Origin of the sequence: Pseudomonas sp. B7, assembly GCF_016735645.1 — a bacterium.
GTDB classification, from domain to species: domain Bacteria; phylum Pseudomonadota; class Gammaproteobacteria; order Pseudomonadales; family Pseudomonadaceae; genus Aquipseudomonas; species Aquipseudomonas glycinae.
Genome location: NZ_JAERRE010000001.1, coordinates 577,421 through 599,986 on the forward strand (window position 1 = coordinate 577,421; position 22,566 = coordinate 599,986).

Consider the following 22,566-nt stretch of genomic DNA (forward strand, 5'->3'; position numbering starts at 1 on the left):
CATGAGGAAGAGACTGTCATCAATTTTTGCGTCAAAGGAAATAAGAAATGTCCCAACGTCAGAGCGGTACCGTCAAGTGGTTTAACGACGAGAAAGGTTTTGGTTTTATCACTCCAGAAAGCGGTCCGGATCTGTTCGTGCATTTCCGCGCCATTCAGGGCAACGGCTTCAAGAGCCTGAAAGAAGGCCAGAAAGTGACCTTCGTTGCAGTGCAAGGCCAGAAAGGCATGCAAGCTGACGAAGTCATCGCAGAAGCCTGATTTTCTGTAACGAAAAAGCCCCTGATATTGATATCAGGGGCTTTTTTGTGGGCGCAAATCCGTAAAATGGCGCTTCACTTTCCGTCCAGAGGCTGCCATGTCGAAACACCTGCTCACGCCCCAGGGCAATTTCCCCGCCGTCGGCCTGGGCCGTCGTCTGGCAGCGATGTTCTATGACTTTCTGCTGTGCACCGCCCTGCTGATCGTGACCGGTGGCGTCTACAAGATGATCCAGGCCGCGATCATCGGTGAGGAGCGTCTGCGGGTTCTGACCGACGCCGGGCAGCTGGATGGCGATCCTCTCTACTCCACGGTGCTGCTGCTGGTGCTGTTTGGTTTCTTCGCCAAGTTCTGGACTCACGCCGGGCAGACGCTGGGCATGCAGGTCTGGGGCATTCGCGTGCAGAACGCTGATGGCACTGCAATCAGCCTGTGGCAGGCGTTGCTGCGGTTCATGGTGTCGATTGCATCGTGGCTCTGCCTGGGCCTGGGGTTCTTCTGGTCACTGTTCGACAAACAGAAACGCGCCTGGCATGACATCTACTCCGACACGCAGCTCGTGCGAATTCCGAAGAAAGCCAAATAATCCTCCAGATGCAAAAACGCCCCGATCCAATCGGGGCGTTTTTGTTTGCGTCGCAAGGTCAGGCGTTGCCGGCCAGTTTCATCCGCGCGGCTTGAGTGAAGTCGAGCATGCGCTTGAGCGGGCGGATCGCTTGAGGAATGAGAGCCGGGTCGACAAAGATCTCGTTCGAACCTTCCTTCAGGCACTTGAGCGTGCGCTCAAGGGTGTTCATGGCCATCCACGGGCAATGTGCGCAACTGCGGCATGCCGCGCCGTTACCGGCGGTTGGCGCTTCGATGAAGACCTTGTCCGGGCACAGCTGCTGCATCTTGTAGAAGATGCCGCGGTCGGTAGCGACGATCAAAGTCTTGTTCGGCAGCGATTGAGCGGCGGCAATCAACTGACTGGTGGAACCGACAGCGTCCGCCAACTCGATCACCGAGGTCGGCGACTCCGGATGCACCAGAATGGCGGCGTCCGGGTACAGCGCTTTCATGTCTTCCAGCTGCTTGGACTTGAATTCCTCGTGAACGATGCATGCACCATCCCAGAGCAGCATGTCGGCGCCGGTCTGACGCTGGATGTAGGTGCCCAGGTGCTTGTCCGGCCCCCAGATGATGGTTTCGCCGTTGTCCTTCAGGCTTTCGACGATTTCCAGTGCGCAGCTGGAGGTCACCACCCAGTCGGCCCGGGCTTTGACGGCGGCCGAGGTGTTGGCATACACCACCACGGTGCGCTCCGGATGTTGATCGCAGAACGCCGAGAACTCGTCCACCGGGCAACCCAGATCCAGCGAGCAGGTCGCTTCCAGGGTCGGCATCAGCACGCGCTTTTCAGGGTTGAGAATCTTCGCGGTCTCGCCCATGAATTTCACGCCGGCGACCACCACGGTCTTGGCCGGATGGGCGTTGCCGAAGCGGGCCATTTCCAGTGAATCGGAAACGCAACCGCCGGTCTCTTCGGCGAGGGCCTGGATGATCGGATCGCAATAAAAGTGGGCAACCAGCACCGCGTCCTGAGCCTTGAGCTCGGCGGCGATGGCGGAACGGTAATAAGCCTCTTCCTCGGCCGTCAGCGGTTTGGGCTGTTTGGCGTCGAGGTGGGCTTGTACCAGAAGGCGTTCGGAAATCTGCGTCATGTTCGCAAGACCTGCAGGCGCATTCGCGCGAAAGTCGAGTATACACCCGGCTCCGGACCGCTTGAGGGTACCGCCGGGAGAGTGAGTATTATCAGGCACGGACAGCATTGAAGCTGCGCAAGGCTACAGAATATCCCGTTGATACAAAAGATGATTCTGACCTGCGTCACGGCAGGAAGAAACGAAGGGAGAGATGCCCGAATCACAGGCAAAAAAAAACCCGGAAATCCTCACTTTAGTGGGCCTTCCGGATTTTCTAAACCGCCAAATATGGTGGGTCGTGTGGGATTCGAACCTACGACCAATTGGTTAAAAGCCAACTGCTCTACCAACTGAGCTAACGACCCGCTGTGTGGTGGCGCGTATAATACTGATTTTTAAGGACTATTCAACACCTAATTTGAAAAAAATCAAAAATAACGTGTCGGGTCGCTGATTCCGGCCGCCGCGAAGCCTTCTGCACGCAGTCGGCAGCTGTCGCATTTACCGCAAGCACGGCCGTCATCGTCAGCCTGATAGCAGGAAACGGTCAGCCCGTAATCAACGCCAAGCTTCACGCCCGCCTGGACGATCTGCGCCTTGCTCAAGTTCTGCAGCGGTGCCTGGATGCGGAAACCATTACCTTCGACGCCAGCCTTGGTCGCCAGATTGGCCATGCGCTCGAACGACTCGATGAACTCGGGACGGCAATCCGGGTAACCGGAGTAATCCACTGCGTTGACGCCGATAAAGATGTCACGGGCGCCGAGCACTTCAGCCCAGCCGAGAGCCAGCGACAGGAATACCGTGTTGCGTGCCGGCACGTAAGTCACCGGGATGCCTTCGCCCAGCTCTTCCGGGATGTCGATGCTGGTGTCGGTCAGGGCCGAGCCGCCCATGCCGTTCAGGTTCAGGCCGATCACCTTGTGCTCGACCACACCCAGATCGCGGGCAACGCGCGCAGCGGCATGCAGTTCGGCGTGGGAACGCTGACCGTAATCGAAACTCATGGTGTAGCAGGCGTAGCCTTCAGCGCGGGCCATGGCCACCACCGTAGCCGAGTCCAGACCACCCGACAGCAGGATTACCGCACGTTTTTGGCTAGTGTTCAGTTGTTCAGTCATCTCAGCGCCCCGGCTCATCATTCCATAGATATTTATGCAGCTGCAGTTGCAGGCGCACTGGCAGGTTATCCGCCACCACCCAGTCCGCCAGATCCCGAGCGTTCAGGTCGTGGTGACTTGGGGAAAACAGCACTTCACCTGCACGTCGCTCAAGACCGTACTGGATCAGCTTCGATACCGCCCAGTCATAGTCCTCCCGCGAGCAGATGACAAACTTCACCTGATCGTTGGGCGTCAGCAGTTCGATGTTCTCGTAACGGTTGCGATGGGCTTCTTTGGAGTCAGGCGTCTTCAGGTCGACCACCCTACTGACCCGTGGATCGACCGCCGAGATGTCGAGGGCGCCGCTGGTTTCCAGCGAGACTTCGTAGCCGGCATCGCACAACTGTTTGAGCAAAGGGATGGCATTGGGCTGTGCCAGCGGCTCACCGCCCGTGACACAGACGTAGCGCGGGCGAAAGCCGGCCACTTGCTCGAGGATGTCGTCGAGGGTGCGGATCGTGCCACCGCTGAATGCGTAGGCGCTGTCGCAGTATTGGCAACGCAATGGGCAACCGGTCAGGCGCACAAAAACAGTGGGCAGCCCGGCAGTCCGCGTTTCCCCCTGCAACGAGTAGAAAACTTCGGTGATTCTCAATGTGTCTTGCATAGTCGCCACGGGCGTAACAGCTAAACAGGCTGTCCGCCTCCGTCAGGCACCTCTGGCAACCCCGCCAACGCGTAGATCACCAGAAGCGTGTTTCATAAAAGGGCGTGAATTCTAACGAAAAAACCCGCGACAAGCGCGGGTTTCTTCCAAACGGGTCAAAGCTGTTACATGCGTTGCAGATCGCGCTGGGCCAACTGCGCGGCGGACGTGCCCGGATATTGGGACACCACCTGCTGCAGAATGCCCTTGACCTTGTCGGTATGACCGAGGCGGCGCTCTACGTCAGCCAGCTTGTACAGCGAATCCGGCACTTTGGCGTGCTTGGGATACAGCTGCGACACCTTGGCGAAAGCCTGACCTGCACCTTGCAGATCGCCTTTGGCCAGATTCACTTCGCCCAGCCAGTACTGGGCGTTGCCCGCGTATTGGCTGTTCGGGTATTTGCGCAGGAAAGCGGCAAACGCCTGGCTGGCCTTGTCGAAATCCTTGGCCTTGATCAGGTCGAAAGCTGCATCGTAATACAGCTTTTCCTTGGCCGGATCAGCCGGTTCGCCACCTGCGGCAGGTGCCTGGGCGGCCGCAGCAGCCCCGGCTCCAGCGGCGGCACCGGCAGCAGCACTTGCATCGCCACCGGCAGAAGAATTCTCGGGAGTCGCGGCTGGTGCAACGCCGGATCCTATGCGCCGATCAAGATCCTGGTATCGCTCCAGGGATTCCTGCTTCATGCGCGAAACTTGGTTCTGCAGTTCTTCGATCACGCCTTGCTGGCGCGCCAGTTGATCCTGCATTTGTTGCAGTTGGTTGAACAGCATGCCTTGTGCCGAGGCAGGGGCCGAAGCCGCTCCCCCGGCATAGGCGCCGTTCGTACCGTAACCTGCAGGCGGATAACTGCTCCCGCTATTGTTATAACCGGAGTTGTCATCGACCACAGGAACCGCAGCCCACGCCGCAAGCGGCGCGAGGCTGAGAGCCAGAACAGTTACAGCACGACGGCACGTTCGCATATCGAATTACTTACGCAGTTCGACGCGACGGTTTTGAGCCCAGGACTGCTCGTCGTTGCCGGTAGCAACTGGACGCTCTTCGCCGTAGGAAACCAGTTCCAGCTGAGCTGGGGAAACACCTTGCAGTACCAGGTAGCGCTGAACGGCTTTCGCACGACGCTCGCCCAGTGCCATGTTGTACTCACGAGTACCACGTTCGTCGGTGTTGCCTTCCAGAACAACGCGAGCGCCGTTTGCTTTCAGGTCTTTGGCGTGAACGTCCAGAGCGCGCATGGCTTCTGGCTTCAGGTCCGAGCTGTCGTATTCGAAGTAGAAGGTGGTGATTGCGCGCAGAGCAGCTTCTTCGCTCAGGGAACCGTCAACTGCACCAGTGTTTGCGCCGTAACCAGCGTTTGGATCAACAGCGCCTTCACCGGCGTTGTCGCCGCCTTTGGACGAGCAACCTACAGCTACAGCCATGGCCAGAGCCAGCGCAGCAAATTTACCAAACTTCAGCATTTCCATCGTGAAACTCCTAATGAACCCCAGTGTGTTAAGTAAAACGTAAAGCGCCGCGTCAGTTCAGGTAAGGGGACCAGGACGGTTCTCTGACTTCGCCTTGAGCGGTAGGAAGCGGGAGCCTCACGCGTCCATTAATGGACACGAGCATCAAGACTCCCCGGCCCTGCTGGCGGGTGGCGTAGATTACCATGGTGCCGTTGGGCGCAACAGTAGGCGACTCGTCCAGAGTGCTATCAGTGAGGATTTTTACACTTCCGCGCTGCAAATCCTGGGCCGCCACTTTGAAATTGGTGAAACCGTCCTGACGATGGATCATCACCAGGGTCTTTTCATCCGCCGAAAGCTTGGGGTTGGCGTTGTAGTTGCCTACGAACGTCACACGTTCGGCACCGCCGCCACCGGCGCTGGTCTTGTAGATCTGCGGCTTGCCGCCACGGTCGGAGGTGAAGTAGATGGTCGAACCATCCTTGCCCCAGTACGGTTCGGTGTTGATGCCAGGACCTGCGGTCACGCGGGTGATCTGACGCGAACCGAGGTTCATCACGTAGATGTCCGGGTTACCGTCCTTCGACAGCACGAACGCCAGGCGATTGCCGTCCGGCGACCAGGCTGGCGCGCCGTTCAGGCCTTCGAAGTTGGTGATCTGCTCGCGGCGACCGGTGTCGATGTTCTGCATGAAGATGCGCGGACGCTTCTGTTCGAACGACACGTAGGCGATACGCTTGCCGTCCGGTGCAAAACGCGGCGACAGGATCGGCTCGCGCGATTGCAGCAGGGTCACGGCGCGGGCGCCGTCATAGTCCGAACGCTGCAGGGTGTAACGGGTGTTCTTCTCGGAGAAACGCTCGGCCGTGACGTACAGCAGGCGAGTCGAGAATGCACCTTTGATGCCGGTCAGTTTTTCGAACGACTGATCGGAGATGTAGTGCGCCATGTCACGCAGCTGTTCGGTGGTACCGGACACACTGCCGTCAGCCACTTTCTGTTCGGTGGCGACGTTGAACAGAGCCCACTGCACCTGCAGACGGCCGCCGGCCGGCACGATGCTGCCGACCATCATGTATTGCGCGCCCACCGCCTTCCAGTCACGGAAGATGATTTCGCTCGGCTGGCTTGGCTGGCTGATCATGTTTTGCTTTGGAATCGGCGAGTAATAGCCCGAGTTGCGCAAATCGTTACCAATAATTTCAGCCATGTCATCCGGCAGAACAGCACCGCCCTGGAAACCGAACGGCACGACGGCGATCGGCGTTGCCCGATCGCTGCCGCTGGTGACCAGAATGTTCTTTTCATCCGCCATCGCGATCCCTGCCATGCAGCAGATCACGACCAGCATTCCTCGAAGAAGGTTTCTCACAAGGCTAGATCCTCAGGTGTGAATGTCATCTTGAATGAACGATACGGAGCGAAATCGCTCGGCTTCATTCCCTGCATTTCCGTCAAACGTCCAATATTCTTGACCGCTGCCACTGCCGACGCATCGAACGGACCGTCGCCACTGGACTTGGCCACGCTGACCGAAGTCACCGTACCGTCCGGCAACATGCCGATCTGCAGTACAACCGTCATGCCTTTGCGTGCCGAAGGTGGACGTGCCCAGCCTTCCGCTGCCCGCGCACGAATCAGGTCATCGAAACTGCCCGCGACTTCATCGCCCTGCTCATCGGCCAAGGCCTGCTGGCGCTGCGGCGTGTCGGAAAGCAAATCTGCCAGGGCCTGAGCCTTTTTGTCTTCGGCGGATTTACGTGCCGCGTCCTGCGCTTTCTTCTTCGCAGCATCGGCAGCAGCTTTCTTCTTCGCGTCTTCGGCGACTTTCTTCTTCGCCTCTTCAGCTTCAGCTTTCTTCTTGGCGTCTTCGGCGGCTTTCTTCTTCGCGTCTTCGACGATCTTCTTCTTGGCTTCTTCAGCGGCCGCTTTCTTGGCCTCTTCTTCAGCAGCCTTCTTGGCTTCTTCTTCGGCTTTCTTCTTGGCTATATCAGCCAATTGTTTCTCTTCTGCCTTCTTGGCTTCGGCGGCTTTCTTGGCGTCGTCGGCTTTCTTGGCTTCATCAGCCTTCTTCGCCTCGTCCGCTTTCTTCGCCTCATCGGCCTTCTTGGCTTCCTCGGCCTTTTGAGCCGCTTCTTCTTTCTTTTGTTCCGCAGCCTTCACCGCTTCCTGCTCGACCTTTTTCTGCTCCATCTGCTCGACTTCGGTCTGGCGTGCGGCGGATTTCTTCGCCTCACCCGCAATCTTCTGATTGGTCTGGGTGGTTGCCTGACTTTTCGATTTCAGCTGGTACAGGGTCGCCTGGACAATCGGCTTGGCCGGCGGCAGCTCCGGGGTCAGGGCGAAACTGACGAACAGCATGCCGAACACCAGCACGTGCAAGCCAATCGCCCAGACACTGGGCCAGAAGTAGCTTTCCGAGGCGGACGGCTCTCGCTGTTGCTGCATCAGGGGGCCTCGGTGATCAAGCCAACGTTACCGACCCCGGCTTTCTGCAACCCGCCCATGGCGCCCATGACGGAGCCATAATCGACGGACTTGTCGCCACGGATGAAGACCTGGGTACGCTTGCCGCCTTCAGTGCCGGCGCGAATGATCTTGGTCACCGCGTCGGTCATCTGTGGCAGGGTCATGGCCCGATCCTGCTGCTTCTCGGTGTCGACTTCGCTGCCAAGGTTCCAGTAGTAGGTCTTGTCCGACTTGATCGAAATGGTCAGCACCTGGGTGTTATTGTCCTGCGGCAAGGCTTCGCTGGAAACCTTGGGCAGATCCACTTTCACGCCCTGATTGAGCATCGGCGCAGTCACCATGAAGATGACCAGCAGCACCAGCATCACGTCGATGTAAGGCACTACGTTCATCTCGGCGACCGGCTTGCGCTTGTGTCGGGCTCGAGTGATTAAAGCCATCGGGAAATACCTGCTTATTCTTCGCTGGTGTGCACTTTGCGGTGCAGGATCGCCTGGAACTCATCGGCGAAGGTGTAGTAGCGGCTCAGCAAGGTTTCGCTGCGGGCAGAGAAACGGTTGTAAGCAATAACGGCCGGGATCGCGGCGAACAGACCGATCGCGGTGGCGATCAGGGCTTCGGCGATGCCGGGTGCGACGGTGGCCAGAGTGGCCTGCTGGGCGCTGGCCAGACCACGGAAGGAGTTCATGATCCCCCAGACGGTACCGAACAGACCGATGTACGGGCTGACGGAACCTACGGTGGCGAGGAACGGCAGGCTCTGCTCGAGTTTCTCTTCCTCACGGGAGATGGCGACACGCATGGCACGAGCCACACCTTCCATCACCGCTTCAGGGTCGACACCTGGCTGCTGACGCAGACGGGAGAATTCCTTGAAGCCGGCACGGAAAATCTGCTCGACGCCGGAATCCGGATCCGGGTTGCTGCCGGCCTGACGGTAGAGTTTGGACAGGTCGATACCCGACCAGAATCGCTCCTCGAAGCTCTCGAGGGCACGTCGACCGGCGCGTATCAGATTGCTGCGCTGAAAGATCATGATCCATGAGGTCACCGATGCGGCCACCAGAGTCAACATTACCAACTGCACCACGATGCTGGCATTGCTGACCAGGCTCCACATGGAGGAATGGTCGACGACGTTAGCTTCCACGCTTTATCTCCTGCTTTGAGTGTGTACCCGTGCCGACCGCGTCGGCAAAGGCCGCACGCAGGTCTTCGGGAAGGGCCCGGGGTTTCAAACTGTTAGTGCGCACACAGGCCACCAGAAACTGCCCTTCGCAGAGCAGCACATTATCCGTTGCCCGCCTGACCTGCTGTCGAAAGCGCAGGCTGGCACGGTTCAATTCGATTACATCAGCGCTTACCAGAAGCTCGTCATCCAGTCGCGCCGGCGCGTGATAACGCGCTTCGCTGGAATGCACGACGAACAACAGGTCCTCCCCTGCCAGCGCCGACTGGGCAAAGCCCAGCTCCCGGAGCCGCTCGGTTCGAGCCCGTTCCATAAACTTGAGGTAATTAACGTAATACACGATGCCGCCCGCATCGGTGTCCTCGTAATAAACGCGACAACGATGTGCGAACGGCTCAAGCCCGTTTTGCGCGCGCATACTCTAGTGCTTACTCCTCGGGTTGCCAATCCGGCCAGGCAACTGTTTTTCATTGTTAGAAGGCTTTACCGCAAAAGTACCGTCCTGTGACAGTACAAACGCTGAATAAATCGACAATAAATGTGTATCAATCGTCCACGGCATCGAGAAACTCGTCTACCACGGGCATTTCGCCCATTCGTGTCGGAATGTTTAAACCAAAATGCAGGTACGCGTGACGGGTAACCACCCTGCCCCGCGGCGTACGCATGATGTAGCCCTGCTGAATCAGGTACGGCTCGAGCACGTCTTCAATGGTGTGGCGCTCTTCGCTGATCGCCGCTGCCAGACTGTCGATGCCCACCGGACCACCGTCGAATTTCTCGATCATGGTCAACAGCAGACGTCGGTCCTGATGATCGAAACCGTGCTCGTCGACATCCAGCAGATTCAGCGCCAGATCCGCGACAGCCTTGGTGATGTGGCCCTTGGCCCGGACTTCAGCGAAATCCCGCACCCGACGCAGCAGTCGGTTGGCGATCCGCGGCGTACCACGAGCGCGGCGGGCAATCTCGAAAGATCCTTCCGGATCCAGCGGCAAACCGAGGATATTCGCCGAACGGCTGACAATCGTCGCCAGGTCAGCGGTGCTGTAGAACTCGAGACGCTGGACGATGCCGAAACGGTCGCGCAACGGGTTGGTCAGCATACCCGCCCGCGTGGTCGCACCAACCAGGGTGAACGGCGGCAGATCGAGCTTGATCGAACGCGCCGCCGGACCTTCACCGATCATGATGTCGAGCTGGAAATCTTCCATGGCCGGGTACAGCACTTCTTCGACGATCGGCGACAGACGATGGATTTCATCGATGAACAGCACGTCGTGCGGCTCAAGATTGGTCAACAGCGCCGCCAGATCACCCGGACGTTCCAGCACCGGGCCGGAAGTGCTCTTGATCGACACACCCATTTCCTGAGCAATGATGTTCGCCAAGGTAGTTTTACCCAGCCCCGGCGGACCGAAGATCAGGGTGTGGTCGAGGGATTCGCTACGGCCACGGGCGGCCTGGATAAACAGTTCCATCTGCTCGCGAACGGTCGGCTGGCCGATGTACTCGGCCAGGCTGACGGGACGTATCGCCCGATCCTGGACTTCTTCGCGCTCACGCGGACTGTGCGTGGCGGCGATCAGACGATCAGCTTCAATCACTTAAATCATTCCCTTCAGGGCGCGTCGAATCATGTCTTCGCTGCTCAGGCCTTTCTCTTTGATCGCGGAAATCGCCTTGCTCGCTTCCTGTGGCTTGTAGCCCAGGGAAATCAGCGCGCTGACCGCATCGTTCTCGGCCGTATTGACTGGCGCCGGGCCGTCCGGCTGGTTCGGCACCAGCGCGAACATGGCCGGCGACGTTTCCCAGGCCTTGAAGCGATCCTTGAGCTCGACCAGCAGACGCTCGGCGGTTTTCTTGCCCACGCCCGGCACCTTAGTCAGCGCCGAGGTGTCCTGGGACTGTACGCAGCGGATCAGTTCGTCGACTTCCAGACTCGACATCAAGGCCAGGGCCAGTTTCGGCCCTACACCGTTGAGACGGATCAACTCGCGAAAAAAGTCTCGCTCACGCTTGCCGGCAAAACCATAGAGTAACTGTGCGTCTTCGCGTACGACCAAATGGGTGTGCAAGGTCAGCGGTTCACCGACCGACGGCAGACGATAAAGGGTGGTCATGGGCACTTCCAGCTCATACCCGAGGCCGTTTACATCCAGAATCAGGTGCGGCGGCTGTTTCTCAGCCAGAGTACCGCGCAAGCGTCCAATCACGTTTCAGATCCTTGAGCGTTGGCCAGCCGTGGGCTGGCGACCGACAGAGCATGGATTCACGGCCGACAACCCAGGCACGAAATCCACATTCCGTAAAAATGACTGCTGATGCTATCAGAGACGCAGGCGCCCGCCACGACTGCGTGCCGTTCCCAAGCCGTGCGGTAACAGACTGGAGCGGGTGTGGGCGTGACAAATGGCAATCGCCAGGGCATCCGATGCGTCGATTTGCGGTTTGCTGGTCAGCTTGAGCATGTGCATGACCATCATCTGCACCTGCTCTTTATTGGCAGCACCGGTTCCCACCACAGCCTGCTTGACCTGAGTGGCCGTGTACTCGGCGATCTCCAGGCTTTCTTCGGCGCCGGCAACGATAGCGGCCCCACGGGCCTGCCCGAGCTTGAGCGCCGAATCAGCGTTTTTCGCCATGAACACCTTTTCGATGCCCATGGTGACCGGGCCGTAGGTCTGGATGATTTCCCGCACGCCGCGGTAGACAATCTGCAACCGCTCATGCAGCTCGCCGGCACCGGTGCGGATACAACCCGAGGCGACGTAGATGCAACCGCCGCGTCCGGTATCGCGAACAATGCCGTAACCGGTAATGCGCGAACCGGGGTCGATACCAAGAATTAAAGTCATAAGCCTGCTGGTTCGAAAAAACACAAAAAACAAATGTGGGAGCTGGCTTGCCAGCGATGACGGTGTGTCAGGCACCATCATTAGCTGATGTGCCGACGCCATCGCTGGCAAGCCAGCTCCCACATTGAGCCTAGTCGCTCTTAACCGAGCTGAGCGGCCACGTCTTCCGGAATGTCCGCGTTGGAGTAGACGTTCTGCACGTCGTCCAGGTCTTCCAGCATGTCGATCAGCTTGAGCACCTTCTCGGCACCCTCCAGATCCAGTTCGGCGCTGGTGGTCGGCTGCATGACGATTTCCGCGTCATCACCCTTGAAACCGGCGGCTTCCAGGGCATTGCGTACCGCGTAGAAACTGGTGAACGAGGTGAACACGTCGATCGAGCCGTCTTCGTGGCTGACCACGTCGTCGGCATCGGCTTCCAGCGCCGCTTCCGTCAGCGCGTCTTCGTCCACGCCCGGGGCAAAGCTGATCTGGCCCTTGCGTTCGAACAGGTAGGCTACCGAACCGTCGGTACCGAGGTTGCCGCCACACTTGCTGAACGCGTGGCGAACAGCTGCTGCGGTGCGGTTGCGGTTATCGGTCATGCACTCGACCATCACCGCCACGCCGCCTGGGCCGTAACCTTCATAGGTCAGTTCTTCAACGTTGTCGGCTTCGGTCGCACCGGCGCCACGGGCCACGGCACGGTCGATGATGTCGCGACTCATGTTGGCGCCCAGCGCCTTGTCCAGCGCCAGACGCAGACGCGGGTTGGAGCCCGGATCACCGCCGCCCTGACGGGCCGCAACGGTCAGTTCGCGGATCCACTTGGTGAAGATCTTGCCTCTCTTGGCATCCTGGCGTTCTTTGCGGTGCTTGATGTTCGCCCACTTGGAATGACCTGCCATAACTCGCTCCGAATTCTCTTGAACAATGCCCGCCATGCAGGTGCATCGGCCAGCAAAAAAATCTTGTTTTCAATCACTGCAGAAAGAAAAAAGGCGCATCCGAAGATGCGCCTTCAGGCCCGTCTTACTCAGCCTTCGGCGTTTCGCGCAAACGAATGTGCAGTTCGCGCAATGCCTTCGCGTCCACGACACCCGGCGCCTGCGTCATCACGTCGGCAGCACTCTGGGTTTTCGGGAAGGCGATCACTTCACGGATCGACTGGGCGCCAGTCATCAGCATCACCAGACGGTCCAGACCGAAGGCAAGACCACCGTGTGGCGGTGCGCCGTATTTCAGGGCGTCGAGCAGGAAGCCGAACTTCTCTTCCTGTTCCGCTTCGTTGATGCCCAGCAGACGGAACACCGCCTGTTGCATCTCTTTACGGTGGATACGGATCGAACCGCCACCCAGTTCGGTGCCGTTCAGCACCATGTCGTAGGCACGGGACAGAGCGCCGGCCGGGTTGGCTTCCAGCTCTTCCGGCGAGCACTTCGGTGCGGTGAACGGGTGGTGCAGCGCGGAGAAGCTGCCGTCGTCGTTCTCTTCGAACATCGGGAAGTCGACAACCCACATCGGAGCCCATTCGCAGGTCAGCAGCTTCAGGTCGTGACCGAGCTTGATACGCAGCGCGCCCAGGGCTTCGCTGACGATCTTGGCCTTGTCGGCGCCGAAGAACACGATGTCGCCGTCGACTGCGCCAACGCGGTCGAGGATCACGTTCAGGTTGGCTTCCGGGATGTTTTTCACGATCGGCGATTGCAGACCTTCAACACCGGCAGCACGCTCGTTGACCTTGATGTACGCCAGACCCTTGGCACCGTAGATGCCGACGAACTTGGTGTAGTCGTCGATCTGCTTGCGCGGCATGCTCGCCCCGCCTGGAACGCGCAGCGCGGCGATACGGCATTTCGGGTCGTTGGCAGGGCCGCTGAAGACCTTGAAATCCACTTCTTTCAGTTGGTCGGCCACGTCTACCAGTTCCAGCGGGTTACGCAGGTCTGGTTTGTCGGAACCGTAACGGCGCATGGCTTCTTCGAACGTCATGTGCGGGAATTCGCCGAATTCCAGATCCAGCACTTCCTTGAACAGGTTGCGGATCATGCCTTCGGTCAGGCCCATGATGTCTTTTTCGTCGAGGAAGCTGGTCTCGATGTCGATCTGAGTGAACTCAGGCTGACGGTCGGCACGCAGGTCCTCGTCGCGGAAGCACTTGGCGATCTGGTAGTAACGGTCGAAGCCGGCGACCATCAGCAGTTGCTTGAACAGCTGTGGCGATTGCGGCAGCGCGAAGAACGAGCCGGCGTGGGTACGGCTCGGTACGAGGTAGTCGCGCGCGCCTTCCGGAGTGGCACGGGTCAGGATCGGCGTTTCGACGTCGAGGAAGCCGTTCTCGTCCAGATAGCGACGGATACTGGTGGTCATACGCGAGCGCAGACGCAGCTTCTCGGCCATCTCCGGACGACGCAGGTCCAGGAAGCGATAACGCAGGCGGGTTTCTTCGCCGACGTCGGAGAACTCGTTCAGCGGGAACGGCGGGGTTTCCGACTCGTTCAGCACTTCCAGTTCGTAGCCCAGCACTTCGATCATGCCCGACGCCATATTGGCGTTGGTGGCACCGGCCGGACGCAGACGCACCTTGCCGGTGATCTTCACGACGTATTCGCTGCGCACGCGATCGGCGGCGGCGAAGCTCTCGGCGCGATCCGGATCGAACACTACCTGGGCCAGACCGCCACGATCACGGATATCGAGGAAAATCACCCCGCCGTGGTCGCGACGACGGTGAACCCATCCGCAAAGGGTAATTTCCTGGCCTTCCAGGCTTTCGTTCAGTTGGCCGCAATAATGGCTGCGCATCATGGTAGTGGTTCGCTTCTCGTAATTCGAAATTCGGTGGAGATCCCGCTGCACTCAAGCACTGTGCAACCTGTGGAAACTCGCGCGTGTCGTTCGACCTGGGTTTGAACCCTAGTCAGATTTGTCGCCACCGGCCAGATTCTTCTTCGCGCCGGTCTTGAAATCGGTTTCGTACCAGCCGCTGCCGCTGAGGCGAAAGCCCGGCATCGACAGTTGCTTCTTGAGTTCCGGCGCCTGGCAGGCAGGGCAATCGACCAGTGGTGCGTCGCTGATCTTTTGAATGGCTTCCAACTGATGACCACAGGAAGCACATTGGTAATCGTACATCGGCATGGGGTTGTCTCGGCAATCAGATTGCCAGCACGCGCAGGGCTGTGCGGCGAAAGGGCGGGATTATATCCATTAAATGCGGCCTGTGCAGCCGGAAGACTGCACAGGCCGTCTCGTCAGTGACAACCCGCGTCGTGCATACCCGGAGAATCCCGCAGGCCATGCACCACACATACCACCCGCACCAGACCGCTAAAGTTTTTCACCCCGCCATGGCGCAGGTGCACTTCACGATCGACACGGGACAACAGCGTGCCGACCGAACAGCAATTGTCCTCGGCCATCCGGCCCAGAATGTTCCAGTAAACCTGCTCCAGCCGCATGCAGGTCGCGAAACCGTTCAAGCGTACCGATCGGGACAGCGGCCGGATCAACGCCATGTCGAACCCGCCGAGAAACGGCTCCCCGAACTTGTCCTGCTGCAAACCGACGGCAATGCCGCCTCGCCTGTCTCCACCTTCCATATCGCTGACACTCCTTTGTCATTCCTGCGCCTGTGATCAAGGCGATTTCCTGTGACCTCATTAAAAGCGCAGGTGCAAAGGCAGATCCAGATGACTTTTTGACCATCCACGTAGGATAAGCCAACGCGATACGGAGGATCGTGGAGCGGTGGGGCGTATTCCTTGTTTCCTACCGTCGCGAATGATTTTTCCGGAAAAAAAGAGAAAAGCGCACGAGCGAAGGATCCGTGCGCTTTCCGTCATCAAGCCTCGAGCAGCGCGCGCAACATCCACGCGGTTTTCTCATGAACCTGCATGCGCTGGGTCAGCAGGTCGGCGGTCGGTTCGTCACTGACCTTGTCCAGCAGAGGGAAAATCCCCCGCGCCGTGCGGGTGACCGCTTCCTGACCCTCGACCAATTGCTTGATCATGTCCTCGGCACTCGGCACGCCCTCCTCCTCTTTAATGGAAGACAGGCGCGCGTAGGTCGCGTACGCGCCCGGCGCCGGAAACCCCAGCGCCCGGATGCGTTCGGCGATCAAGTCCACTGCCAGGGCCAGTTCGTTGTATTGCTCCTCGAACATCAAATGCAGGGTCCGGAACATCGGTCCGGTGACGTTCCAGTGGAAGTTGTGGGTCTTCAGATACAACACGTAGGTGTCCGACAGCAGGCGCGAGAGCCCTTCGACGATGGATTTGCGGTCTTCTTCACTGATACCGATATCGATTGCCATGCTTACCCCCTAACGGCGATTGAATTCATCCAGCAGGTGTCGGTTCACTGTAGCAAGGCCACCCCTGCCCCGCAGCCCCCGTATGAACCCGATAGACGCGACAAATCGTCCGGTACCTGCCACTGGCCGGGGTAATTTGAGTAGCTGCAGGCTTTGCTGTTAAATAGGCAGTGTGTCGCTACGCCCCGTTTTCCGGGCCTGCGCATAGGCTGATGTCGTGCACGTGTCCAACGCCTCTTATTGTTCCGAAGCGAACCGTGCGCCTTCAGCTCTTCCTTGTGAGCCGTCATAACGTGAGTCAATAAAAATGTTGAAAATCGTCCACCTGCTAATGGGCGCAGCAGCCTTGCTGCTGTCCTTCATACCCAGCCTGAAGTCCGAAGCGGTACCTTACCTGCAACAACCCGATGCACTTTACCTGGCCTTTTTCGGCCTGCTGAACCTGATCCTTGCGCCAGTCATCCCTTACTGGAACAAAGGTCCGCGCCAGCATCTGCAAAATCTGGTCAGCGCCCTGCTGGTCCTGACTGTCGTCCTGCAAACCCTGACCCTGATCGCGCCGATGCCTGTCATCGCCGGCCAGCCAGCCGTGCTGTTCAGCCTGGTGATCGCACTGGTCGCCGTGGTTCTGCACCTGGCGGTCAGCTTCTATAAATCTTCACCGGCCGCCGCTACGCAAAGCTACGACATGAGCAACCGCGATACCGGCACCGTCAAGTGGTTCAACACCTCCAAGGGCTTCGGCTTTATCTCCCGGGATTCCGGCGATGATATTTTCGTGCACTTTCGCGCCATCCGTGGCGAAGGCCACCGCGTTCTGGTCGAAGGCCAGCGTGTGGAGTTCTCGGTGATGAACCGTGACAAGGGCCTGCAGGCCGAAGACGTGATCGCCGCCCTGCCGCGCCGCTGATCCACGTCCCGCAATAAAAAACCGCGAACAGCCTGGCTGTTCGCGGTTTTTTAATGAATGCGTTTTAACGGGAGCATGCCCGCGCACTTCTCAATAGTGTGGCGGCGGTGCGTCTTCTTCAAAAGAACCGAACTGCCCCACCATCTCTTCCTGGCGCTTGAGTACGGCTGCCATCTGCAATTGCAGACGCTCGACCACTCGCTGCTGCTCCACCAGCACATCGTTCAATGCCTGAATGGTGTCGTCCTGAAATGCCAGACGACTTTCCAGCTCGGTAACACGTTGTTCGAGGCTCATGACTCAGCCCTCCAGAAAGGTGAAATCTTCGTCCAGCACCAGGCGCAGGCGCTCGCGGATCGCGGCCACTTGCTCGGCGCTGTAAGGCTTGGCGGGGTGCTTGCCCCAGACCGGCGCCGGCCAGGCGGCGTCGTCCCGCTTACGCACGATCACATGCATATGCAACTGGCTGACCACGTTACCCAGGGTCGCCACATTCATCTTGTCGGCGTCGAAGGAATCCTTTAGCACCTCGGCCAATGCGGTGGTTTCCTGCCACAGGCGCTGCTGGTCGGCGACATCCAACTGAAACAACTCGCTGATATCGTCGCGGCGTGGCACCAGGATGAACCACGGGTAGTTGGCGTCATTGGACAACAGCAGTCGGCACAGCGGGAAATCGCCGATGGTCAGCGTGTCCTGTTGAAGTCGTGAATCTAAAGCAAACACTGCGCGCACTCCCGGCGAAATGACCTGTTTACAGCTTAGCGCCCTGCTTTGAAAGCAGTGCACCAAGCGACTGGACGGCAGCATACCTGCGATTGGAGCGACCTTCACGGCGAACAGGGTTGCGGCAAGAATTCCTCCACGCCCCGGGATGTGACATTTATGACTCATGCGCACCAGAACGGAACCGGGAGCGCGAACGAACCGAGCAATATGACCGCCTGACACCTGAGCCTCTACGTTCATCCAGCGACCCAACTGTATGAATTCAGTACAGCCATTGAAATTTTTTGCACCAAAACCGCACAGTGCGTCTACGCTCAGTGCGTCGGGCATCCGCCGAATACTCACTGACGGGGTGAACCGGTAACGTTTTTGGTTGTCGCGTAGCAAAACTCACGGAGCAACACCATGCGAAGGATGGCGTCAAGCCTGACTGACAGGCCCTCGAAGCCCCCGGTTTTATGAGGTTTTTACAGCGTCAGACGAGCGCTCTGAAAAAAACCGGAACAATTCAGCGGTTTGTGCACGCTTGTTGCATTCATACCCATATGGACTATAAGCGCATCACAAGAAGTGGATGCCTTGAGCCCAATAAAAACAGTGGCAGGGTTGCCCGATGGAGATTCAAGCGTTTTGCCAAGGGACTCTTTTTTACCGATGCTCAAGCCCTGTAAAACAGCGCTGAAGTTGTCAGTCCCATTGCATTTGGACTGTAAATTTGCGACATCTACCAAGCCGATTGCGACACGCTCGTAAAGAAGCTGAAAGGTTGAATGCGCAAGTATCGCCAACATGGTCGGCGTGATATAAGTTTGCGCCGACACAAAAAGAAAGAGCCGCCCAGATAATAAAACAGGTGGGACGGCAGTACTCTTCTAAAACCAAAGGAGCAAATCACGATGCGCGTGATGAAGTGGAGCATGATCGCACTGGCAGTTGCAGCAGCCGCCAGTACTCAGATGGCTACGGCCGCACCGTTCGTAAGTGACCAGGCAGAAGCCAAAGGCTTCGTTGAAGGCGCGAAAGCTGATTTGCTGATTCGCAACTATTACTTCAACCGTGACAACAAAGACGGTGCCCGTGACGTAAAAGACTGGACCCAGGGTATCTGGGGCAACTTCAGCTCCGGTTACACCCAAGGTACTGTTGGCGTCGGCGTTGATGCGTTCGGCTACCTGGCCATCAAACTGGACGGCGGTGCCGGCACCAGCGGCTCCGGCAACATGAGCCGCAGCAACGAGTTCAATGCAAACGGTTCCCGCGACCCTGACGACAGCCAAGGCAAAGCCGGCGCTGCCATCAAGTTCCGCGTATCGAAAACCGAGCTGAAAATCGGTGACATGCAGCCTAGCACCGCTCCGGTGTTCGCTGTCGGCGGCTCCCGTATCCTTCCGCAAACTGCCAGCGGTTTCCAACTGCAGAGCAGCGAGATCAAAGACCTTGACCTCGAAGCCGGTCACTTCTACTCGGCAACCAGCCAGGACCGCAACGCCCGTGAAGGTGGTCTGTACGCGACCTACGCTGGTGTTGAAGCCAACACCATCGACTACTTCGGTGGCAAGTACGGCATCACCGAAAACCTGAGCGCATCGCTCTACGGCGCCAAACTGGAAGACATCTGGAACCAGTACTACGCCAACGTGAACCTGACCACTCCATTTGGTGGTGACACTTCGCTGAACACCGACTTCAACATCTATCGCACCACCGACACCGGTAGCGCGAAAGCCGGTGACATCAGCAACACCGCGTTCTCCCTGGCCACCGCTCTCTCGTTCCTGAAAGCGCACACCATCACCCTGGCCTTCCAGAAGGTCAACGGCGACACTCCGTTCGACTACATCGGCGTGGGCAAGAACAACCGTGGCGGCGACTCGATCTTCCTCGCCAACTCCATCCAGTACTCTGACTTCAACGCCCCGGGCGAGAAGTCTGCCCAGATCCGTTACGACATCAAAATGGCCGAGTACGGCGTTCCAGGTCTGAGCTTCATGACCCGCTACGTTAAAGGCTGGGACATCGACGGTACCCACACTCCAGCAGGCAGCGCCTACGCTGGTCTGTATGGCGAAGATGGCAAACACAACGAAACCAACTTCGAAGCCAAATACGTAGTTCAGTCTGGCCCGGCCAAAGACCTGTCCTTCCGTATTCGCCAAGCCTGGCACTTCGCTAACGCCGACGAAGGTGAAGGCGATACCAAAGAGTTCCGTCTGATCGTCGACTACCCGCTGTCGCTTTTGTAATCGCACCGAGTTAGTTGCGGTAACAAAACAAAAAGGCCCATCTTCGGATGGGCCTTTTTTATTGCCTGTCACTTGTAATAGATGCCTGACCGATAAGTCAGGCAATTAATTAGCAACCTATCATTACACTGCCGATTCCTGAACCACACGAATCACTCGTTGCGGAAACGGGATATCAATTCCGGCAGTTTTTAAACGATCACGGGATTGTTCGTTAAACATGAACATCACATCCCAGTAATCCGCCGTTTTAACCCAGACGCGCAGGGAAACAGTGATCGAACTGTCACCCAGTGTCGAAATAACGGCCTGGGGTGCCGGATCCTGCAGAACACGATCATCCTTGGCCAGATCCAGCAGCACCTGACGGGCCTTTTGCAGATCGGCTTCGTAATCCACACCCACGTCGAACACAACCTTGCGGGTCGGCTGACGGTTGGTGTTGGTGATGATGCCGTTCGACAGATTGCCGTTTGGCACGATGATGGTCTTGTTGTCACCGGTGCGCAGCACGGTGTGAAAGATCTGGATGCTGTCGACGGTACCCGCCACACCCTGGGCTTCGATCCAGTCACCGATGCGGAACGGACGGAACAACAGAATCAGTACGCCGCCGGCGAAGTTCGCCAGGCTGCCCTGCAGCGCCAGACCGATGGCCAGGCCGGCCGCACCGATCGCCGCAACGAACGAAGTGGTCTCGACGCCGATCATCGACGCCACGCTGACAATCAGCAGCACCTTGAGAATGATGTTGGCCAGGCTGCTGATGAAACCTTGCAGCGCCAGGTCGGCATTGCGCAGGGCCAGCAGGCCGCCGAGCTTTTGCGTGACCTTGTTGATCAGCCACCAGCCAATGGCCAGGGTGATCACCGCCAGCAGCACACGGCTGCCGTATTCCATGATCATCGGAATCCACGCCTGGGATGCCTTGACCAGGTTGTCCACCTCAGCATTCAAATCCATCTTTCATCTCCTGATTGCCGGCTTCCCGGGCTGTAAAAACCAGCGGCAGAAAGACCGAACCGAACAGGGCTCAATCGTTTCTGCCGTTGCTTGGGCCTCGGACGCATTAAACGCCGAGAGGTTCCGACCGAAAAGCTTAGTCGCGGAAGTTGTTGAACTGCAGTGGCATGCCAAATTCCTTGGCACGCAGGGCCGCGATGGCTTCCTGCAGGTCGTCACGCTTCTTGCCGGTCACACGCACCTGCTCGCCCTGAATGGCGGCCTGCACCTTGAGCTTGGCTTCCTTGATGTGGCCGACGATCTTCTTCGCCAGTTCTTTGTCGATGCCTTCCTTGAGGACAGCGTCCTGCTTCATCAGCTTGCCCGAGGCGAAGGAGTCTTTGACTTCCAGGCACTGCACGTCGATCTTGCGCTTGACCAGGGCCAGCTTGAGGATCTCGATCATCGCTTCCAGCTGGAAATCGGCTTCAGCGGTCAGGTGGACGGTCAGATCCTTTTCCTTGTATTCGAAGCTGCCCTTGCCTTTCAGGTCATAACGACGATCGAGTTCCTTCACGGCGTTCTCGACCGCGTTGGTGAGTTCGTGTTTGTCCAGTTCGGATACCACGTCGAACGACGGCATGTAATCTCTCCAATAAAAAGGCGCGCTCGTACGGGACGCGGCGCGCTTGGCTTGCGGTTAAAATCGGGCTCATTATAACGGGTCTTTTCCCACCGACACGGCGAGCCTTGCATGCCTGTACCTTACCGAGTGAAAAACTGATGTCCACCCCCTGGCATGTCCTCGGCGCCGGAAGTCTCGGCACGCTCTGGGCCACGCGCCTGGCCCGGGCCGGCCTGCCGGTTCGGTTGATCCTGCGCGACATTGACCGCTTGCACGACTATGCAACGGCGGGCGGCCTGACCCTCGTCGAACAAGGCGTGGCCAGCAGTTACGCCATCCCCGGCGAAACCCCGGACAGCCCCGAACCGATCCGCCGCCTGCTCGTGGCGTGTAAGGCCTACGACGCCGAAGCGGCTGTGGCCGGACTTGCCCATCGCCTGGCACCGGACGCCGAGCTGATCCTCTTGCAGAACGGCCTCGGCAGCCAGGAAGCGGTCGCCGCGCGAGTCCCGCAGGCCCGCTGCATCAGCGCCTCCAGCACCGAAGGCGCCTTTCGCGACGGCGACTGGCGCGTGGTGTTCGCCGGCCACGGTTACACCTGGCTGGGGGACGCCGGTCATCCGGTAGCGCCGATCTGGCTGGACGATCTCGAGGCGGCGAAAATCCCCCATGAATGGAGCGCCGATATCCTCACTCGTCTGTGGCGCAAACTGGCACTCAACTGTGCAATCAATCCGCTGACGGTGCTGCACGACTGCCGCAACGGTGGCTTGCAGCAACATCACTGCGAAGTCGCCACGCTGTGCGGCGAACTGACCGAGCTGCTCGAACGCTGCGGGCAACCGGCGGCGGCGGACAACCTGCAACAGGAAGTGGAGCGGGTGATCCAGGCCACGGCGGCGAATTTCTCGTCCATGTATCAGGACGTGGCCAGCCAGCGCCGCACCGAGATCAGCTATTTGCTTGGGCATGCCTGCAAGGTTGCAGAGCGTCATCAGTTGAACCTGCCGCATCTCAAGCAGTTGCAGCAGCGCCTGACTGCCCATCTGCACAGTCTCGGATTGCCCGTCGACTGAGCAGCGGCTACGCTGGCCACTTGTTCCTT

At 58.6% G+C, this 22,566-nt stretch carries 27 protein-coding genes and 1 tRNA gene; 5 read left to right on the forward strand and 23 right to left on the reverse strand.

Going from position 1 to position 22,566, the window contains the following annotated elements; all coding sequences use genetic code 11:
• Positions 1-47 precede the first annotated feature (47 nt).
• Together JKA62_RS02805 and JKA62_RS02810 are read left to right on the forward strand one after the other, a co-directional pair.
• Complete coding sequence (locus JKA62_RS02805; RefSeq protein WP_011335634.1) at positions 48-260, forward strand: cold-shock protein; 213 nt, start codon at positions 48-50, stop codon at positions 258-260.
• Between the two features lie 97 nt (positions 261-357).
• Positions 358-846: an RDD family protein gene (locus JKA62_RS02810; RefSeq protein ID WP_011335635.1), complete on the forward strand. Its 489-nt coding sequence runs from the start codon at positions 358-360 to the stop codon at positions 844-846.
• A gap of 58 nt (positions 847-904) precedes the next feature.
• Here the strand turns inward: JKA62_RS02810 and nadA are convergent, their stop codons facing one another.
• The 19 genes from nadA to JKA62_RS02905 form a co-directional block, all read right to left on the reverse strand.
• Complete coding sequence (gene nadA, locus JKA62_RS02815) at positions 905-1,963, reverse strand: quinolinate synthase NadA (protein WP_011335636.1); 1,059 nt, start codon at positions 1,961-1,963, stop codon at positions 905-907.
• Between the two features lie 271 nt (positions 1,964-2,234).
• Positions 2,235-2,310: transfer RNA gene (locus tag JKA62_RS02820), tRNA-Lys, on the reverse strand.
• A gap of 63 nt (positions 2,311-2,373) precedes the next feature.
• Complete coding sequence (queC, locus tag JKA62_RS02825; protein WP_011335637.1) at positions 2,374-3,066, reverse strand: 7-cyano-7-deazaguanine synthase QueC; 693 nt, start codon at positions 3,064-3,066, stop codon at positions 2,374-2,376.
• Between the two features lies 1 nt (position 3,067).
• Complete coding sequence (gene queE / locus JKA62_RS02830; RefSeq protein WP_007951198.1) at positions 3,068-3,715, reverse strand: 7-carboxy-7-deazaguanine synthase QueE; 648 nt, start codon at positions 3,713-3,715, stop codon at positions 3,068-3,070.
• A 164-nt stretch (positions 3,716-3,879) separates the two neighbouring features.
• Entirely contained in the window at positions 3,880-4,719 is an 840-nt protein-coding gene (gene ybgF / locus JKA62_RS02835; RefSeq protein WP_201816242.1) for a tol-pal system protein YbgF, read from the reverse strand.
• Between the two features lie 6 nt (positions 4,720-4,725).
• The gene (gene pal, locus JKA62_RS02840) at positions 4,726-5,223 is read right to left on the reverse strand and encodes a peptidoglycan-associated lipoprotein Pal (RefSeq protein WP_003178634.1); all 498 of its coding nucleotides are present in this window, start codon (positions 5,221-5,223) and stop codon (positions 4,726-4,728) included.
• A gap of 52 nt (positions 5,224-5,275) precedes the next feature.
• Positions 5,276-6,556, reverse strand: a complete 1,281-nt coding sequence (gene tolB, locus JKA62_RS02845) for a Tol-Pal system beta propeller repeat protein TolB (RefSeq protein WP_166742344.1) — start codon at positions 6,554-6,556, stop codon at positions 5,276-5,278.
• A 17-nt stretch (positions 6,557-6,573) separates the two neighbouring features.
• Positions 6,574-7,653 carry a cell envelope integrity protein TolA gene (gene tolA / locus JKA62_RS02850; protein WP_011335641.1) on the reverse strand — a complete coding sequence of 360 codons (1,080 nt, stop codon included), beginning with the start codon at positions 7,651-7,653 and terminating at the stop codon, positions 6,574-6,576.
• Entirely contained in the window at positions 7,653-8,105 is a 453-nt protein-coding gene (tolR, locus tag JKA62_RS02855) for a protein TolR (RefSeq protein ID WP_162130475.1), read from the reverse strand. The genes tolA and tolR overlap by 1 nt, the downstream gene beginning before the upstream one ends.
• 23 nt (positions 8,106-8,128) lie before the next feature.
• Positions 8,129-8,824: a protein TolQ gene (gene tolQ, locus JKA62_RS02860; protein ID WP_039766018.1), complete on the reverse strand. Its 696-nt coding sequence runs from the start codon at positions 8,822-8,824 to the stop codon at positions 8,129-8,131.
• Complete coding sequence (ybgC, locus tag JKA62_RS02865) at positions 8,814-9,281, reverse strand: tol-pal system-associated acyl-CoA thioesterase (RefSeq protein WP_007951203.1); 468 nt, start codon at positions 9,279-9,281, stop codon at positions 8,814-8,816. The genes tolQ and ybgC overlap by 11 nt, the downstream gene beginning before the upstream one ends.
• A gap of 127 nt (positions 9,282-9,408) precedes the next feature.
• Complete coding sequence (gene ruvB, locus JKA62_RS02870; RefSeq protein WP_064383750.1) at positions 9,409-10,470, reverse strand: Holliday junction branch migration DNA helicase RuvB; 1,062 nt, start codon at positions 10,468-10,470, stop codon at positions 9,409-9,411.
• Complete coding sequence (ruvA, locus tag JKA62_RS02875) at positions 10,471-11,079, reverse strand: Holliday junction branch migration protein RuvA (RefSeq protein ID WP_007951205.1); 609 nt, start codon at positions 11,077-11,079, stop codon at positions 10,471-10,473.
• A gap of 114 nt (positions 11,080-11,193) precedes the next feature.
• Positions 11,194-11,721 carry a crossover junction endodeoxyribonuclease RuvC gene (gene ruvC / locus JKA62_RS02880; RefSeq protein ID WP_007951206.1) on the reverse strand — a complete coding sequence of 176 codons (528 nt, stop codon included), beginning with the start codon at positions 11,719-11,721 and terminating at the stop codon, positions 11,194-11,196.
• A 140-nt stretch (positions 11,722-11,861) separates the two neighbouring features.
• Entirely contained in the window at positions 11,862-12,608 is a 747-nt protein-coding gene (locus tag JKA62_RS02885; protein WP_003227527.1) for a YebC/PmpR family DNA-binding transcriptional regulator, read from the reverse strand.
• A gap of 124 nt (positions 12,609-12,732) precedes the next feature.
• The gene (gene aspS / locus JKA62_RS02890) at positions 12,733-14,508 is read right to left on the reverse strand and encodes an aspartate--tRNA ligase (RefSeq protein WP_201816255.1); all 1,776 of its coding nucleotides are present in this window, start codon (positions 14,506-14,508) and stop codon (positions 12,733-12,735) included.
• A 108-nt stretch (positions 14,509-14,616) separates the two neighbouring features.
• Positions 14,617-14,838: an FmdB family zinc ribbon protein gene (locus JKA62_RS02895; RefSeq protein ID WP_007951210.1), complete on the reverse strand. Its 222-nt coding sequence runs from the start codon at positions 14,836-14,838 to the stop codon at positions 14,617-14,619.
• Positions 14,839-14,951: 113 nt separating this feature from the next.
• Complete coding sequence (locus JKA62_RS02900; protein WP_011335646.1) at positions 14,952-15,299, reverse strand: ribbon-helix-helix domain-containing protein; 348 nt, start codon at positions 15,297-15,299, stop codon at positions 14,952-14,954.
• A gap of 242 nt (positions 15,300-15,541) precedes the next feature.
• Positions 15,542-16,012, reverse strand: coding sequence for a Dps family protein (locus tag JKA62_RS02905; protein WP_085697174.1), 471 nt, complete (start codon positions 16,010-16,012; stop codon positions 15,542-15,544).
• A 307-nt stretch (positions 16,013-16,319) separates the two neighbouring features.
• Here JKA62_RS02905 and JKA62_RS29060 point away from each other — a divergent pair, with 307 nt between their 5' ends.
• A complete protein-coding gene (locus tag JKA62_RS29060) occupies positions 16,320-16,922 on the forward strand; it encodes a cold-shock protein (protein ID WP_011335647.1) in 603 nt (200 codons plus the stop codon).
• Between the two features lie 90 nt (positions 16,923-17,012).
• Here the strand turns inward: JKA62_RS29060 and JKA62_RS02915 are convergent, their stop codons facing one another.
• Together JKA62_RS02915 and JKA62_RS02920 are read right to left on the reverse strand one after the other, a co-directional pair.
• Positions 17,013-17,219: a SlyX family protein gene (locus tag JKA62_RS02915; protein ID WP_007951214.1), complete on the reverse strand. Its 207-nt coding sequence runs from the start codon at positions 17,217-17,219 to the stop codon at positions 17,013-17,015.
• 3 nt (positions 17,220-17,222) lie between these two features.
• Entirely contained in the window at positions 17,223-17,648 is a 426-nt protein-coding gene (locus tag JKA62_RS02920) for an HIT family protein (protein WP_041475414.1), read from the reverse strand.
• An 899-nt stretch (positions 17,649-18,547) separates the two neighbouring features.
• Between JKA62_RS02920 and JKA62_RS02925 the strand changes: the two genes are divergently transcribed.
• Positions 18,548-19,894 carry an OprD family porin gene (locus tag JKA62_RS02925; protein WP_011335650.1) on the forward strand — a complete coding sequence of 449 codons (1,347 nt, stop codon included), beginning with the start codon at positions 18,548-18,550 and terminating at the stop codon, positions 19,892-19,894.
• Positions 19,895-20,017: 123 nt separating this feature from the next.
• On the opposite strand, the gene JKA62_RS02930 is transcribed toward JKA62_RS02925, so the two are convergent.
• Positions 20,018-20,857, reverse strand: a complete 840-nt coding sequence (locus JKA62_RS02930; RefSeq protein ID WP_007951217.1) for a mechanosensitive ion channel family protein — start codon at positions 20,855-20,857, stop codon at positions 20,018-20,020.
• 136 nt (positions 20,858-20,993) lie between these two features.
• Positions 20,994-21,479: a YajQ family cyclic di-GMP-binding protein gene (locus JKA62_RS02935; RefSeq protein ID WP_011335651.1), complete on the reverse strand. Its 486-nt coding sequence runs from the start codon at positions 21,477-21,479 to the stop codon at positions 20,994-20,996.
• Positions 21,480-21,619: 140 nt separating this feature from the next.
• Here JKA62_RS02935 and JKA62_RS02940 point away from each other — a divergent pair, with 140 nt between their 5' ends.
• Positions 21,620-22,537: a putative 2-dehydropantoate 2-reductase gene (locus tag JKA62_RS02940; RefSeq protein ID WP_011335652.1), complete on the forward strand. Its 918-nt coding sequence runs from the start codon at positions 21,620-21,622 to the stop codon at positions 22,535-22,537.
• Positions 22,538-22,566: the final 29 nt, after the last annotated feature.

Excerpts from the sequence above, each read along its gene's own strand:
- JKA62_RS02805 (WP_011335634.1), top strand. The coding sequence starts at position 48 with ATGTCCCAACGTCAGAGCGGTACCGTCAAGTGGTTTAACGACGAGAAA.
- JKA62_RS02810 (WP_011335635.1), top strand. The coding sequence starts at position 358 with ATGTCGAAACACCTGCTCACGCCCCAGGGCAATTTCCCCGCCGTCGGC.
- nadA (WP_011335636.1), bottom strand. The coding sequence starts at position 1,963 with ATGACGCAGATTTCCGAACGCCTTCTGGTACAAGCCCACCTCGACGCC.
- queC (WP_011335637.1), bottom strand. The coding sequence starts at position 3,066 with ATGACTGAACAACTGAACACTAGCCAAAAACGTGCGGTAATCCTGCTG.
- queE (WP_007951198.1), bottom strand. The coding sequence starts at position 3,715 with ATGCAAGACACATTGAGAATCACCGAAGTTTTCTACTCGTTGCAGGGG.
- ybgF (WP_201816242.1), bottom strand. The coding sequence starts at position 4,719 with ATGCGAACGTGCCGTCGTGCTGTAACTGTTCTGGCTCTCAGCCTCGCG.
- pal (WP_003178634.1), bottom strand. The coding sequence starts at position 5,223 with ATGGAAATGCTGAAGTTTGGTAAATTTGCTGCGCTGGCTCTGGCCATG.
- tolB (WP_166742344.1), bottom strand. The coding sequence starts at position 6,556 with ATGCTGGTCGTGATCTGCTGCATGGCAGGGATCGCGATGGCGGATGAA.
- tolA (WP_011335641.1), bottom strand. The coding sequence starts at position 7,653 with ATGCAGCAACAGCGAGAGCCGTCCGCCTCGGAAAGCTACTTCTGGCCC.
- ybgC (WP_007951203.1), bottom strand. The coding sequence starts at position 9,281 with ATGCGCGCGCAAAACGGGCTTGAGCCGTTCGCACATCGTTGTCGCGTT.
- ruvC (WP_007951206.1), bottom strand. The coding sequence starts at position 11,721 with ATGACTTTAATTCTTGGTATCGACCCCGGTTCGCGCATTACCGGTTAC.
- JKA62_RS02885 (WP_003227527.1), bottom strand. The coding sequence starts at position 12,608 with ATGGCAGGTCATTCCAAGTGGGCGAACATCAAGCACCGCAAAGAACGC.
- aspS (WP_201816255.1), bottom strand. The coding sequence starts at position 14,508 with ATGATGCGCAGCCATTATTGCGGCCAACTGAACGAAAGCCTGGAAGGC.
- JKA62_RS02895 (WP_007951210.1), bottom strand. The coding sequence starts at position 14,838 with ATGCCGATGTACGATTACCAATGTGCTTCCTGTGGTCATCAGTTGGAA.
- JKA62_RS02900 (WP_011335646.1), bottom strand. The coding sequence starts at position 15,299 with ATGGAAGGTGGAGACAGGCGAGGCGGCATTGCCGTCGGTTTGCAGCAG.
- JKA62_RS02905 (WP_085697174.1), bottom strand. The coding sequence starts at position 16,012 with ATGGCAATCGATATCGGTATCAGTGAAGAAGACCGCAAATCCATCGTC.
- JKA62_RS29060 (WP_011335647.1), top strand. The coding sequence starts at position 16,320 with ATGTTGAAAATCGTCCACCTGCTAATGGGCGCAGCAGCCTTGCTGCTG.
- JKA62_RS02915 (WP_007951214.1), bottom strand. The coding sequence starts at position 17,219 with ATGAGCCTCGAACAACGTGTTACCGAGCTGGAAAGTCGTCTGGCATTT.
- JKA62_RS02925 (WP_011335650.1), top strand. The coding sequence starts at position 18,548 with ATGCGCGTGATGAAGTGGAGCATGATCGCACTGGCAGTTGCAGCAGCC.
- JKA62_RS02930 (WP_007951217.1), bottom strand. The coding sequence starts at position 20,857 with ATGGATTTGAATGCTGAGGTGGACAACCTGGTCAAGGCATCCCAGGCG.
- JKA62_RS02935 (WP_011335651.1), bottom strand. The coding sequence starts at position 21,479 with ATGCCGTCGTTCGACGTGGTATCCGAACTGGACAAACACGAACTCACC.
- JKA62_RS02940 (WP_011335652.1), top strand. The coding sequence starts at position 21,620 with ATGTCCACCCCCTGGCATGTCCTCGGCGCCGGAAGTCTCGGCACGCTC.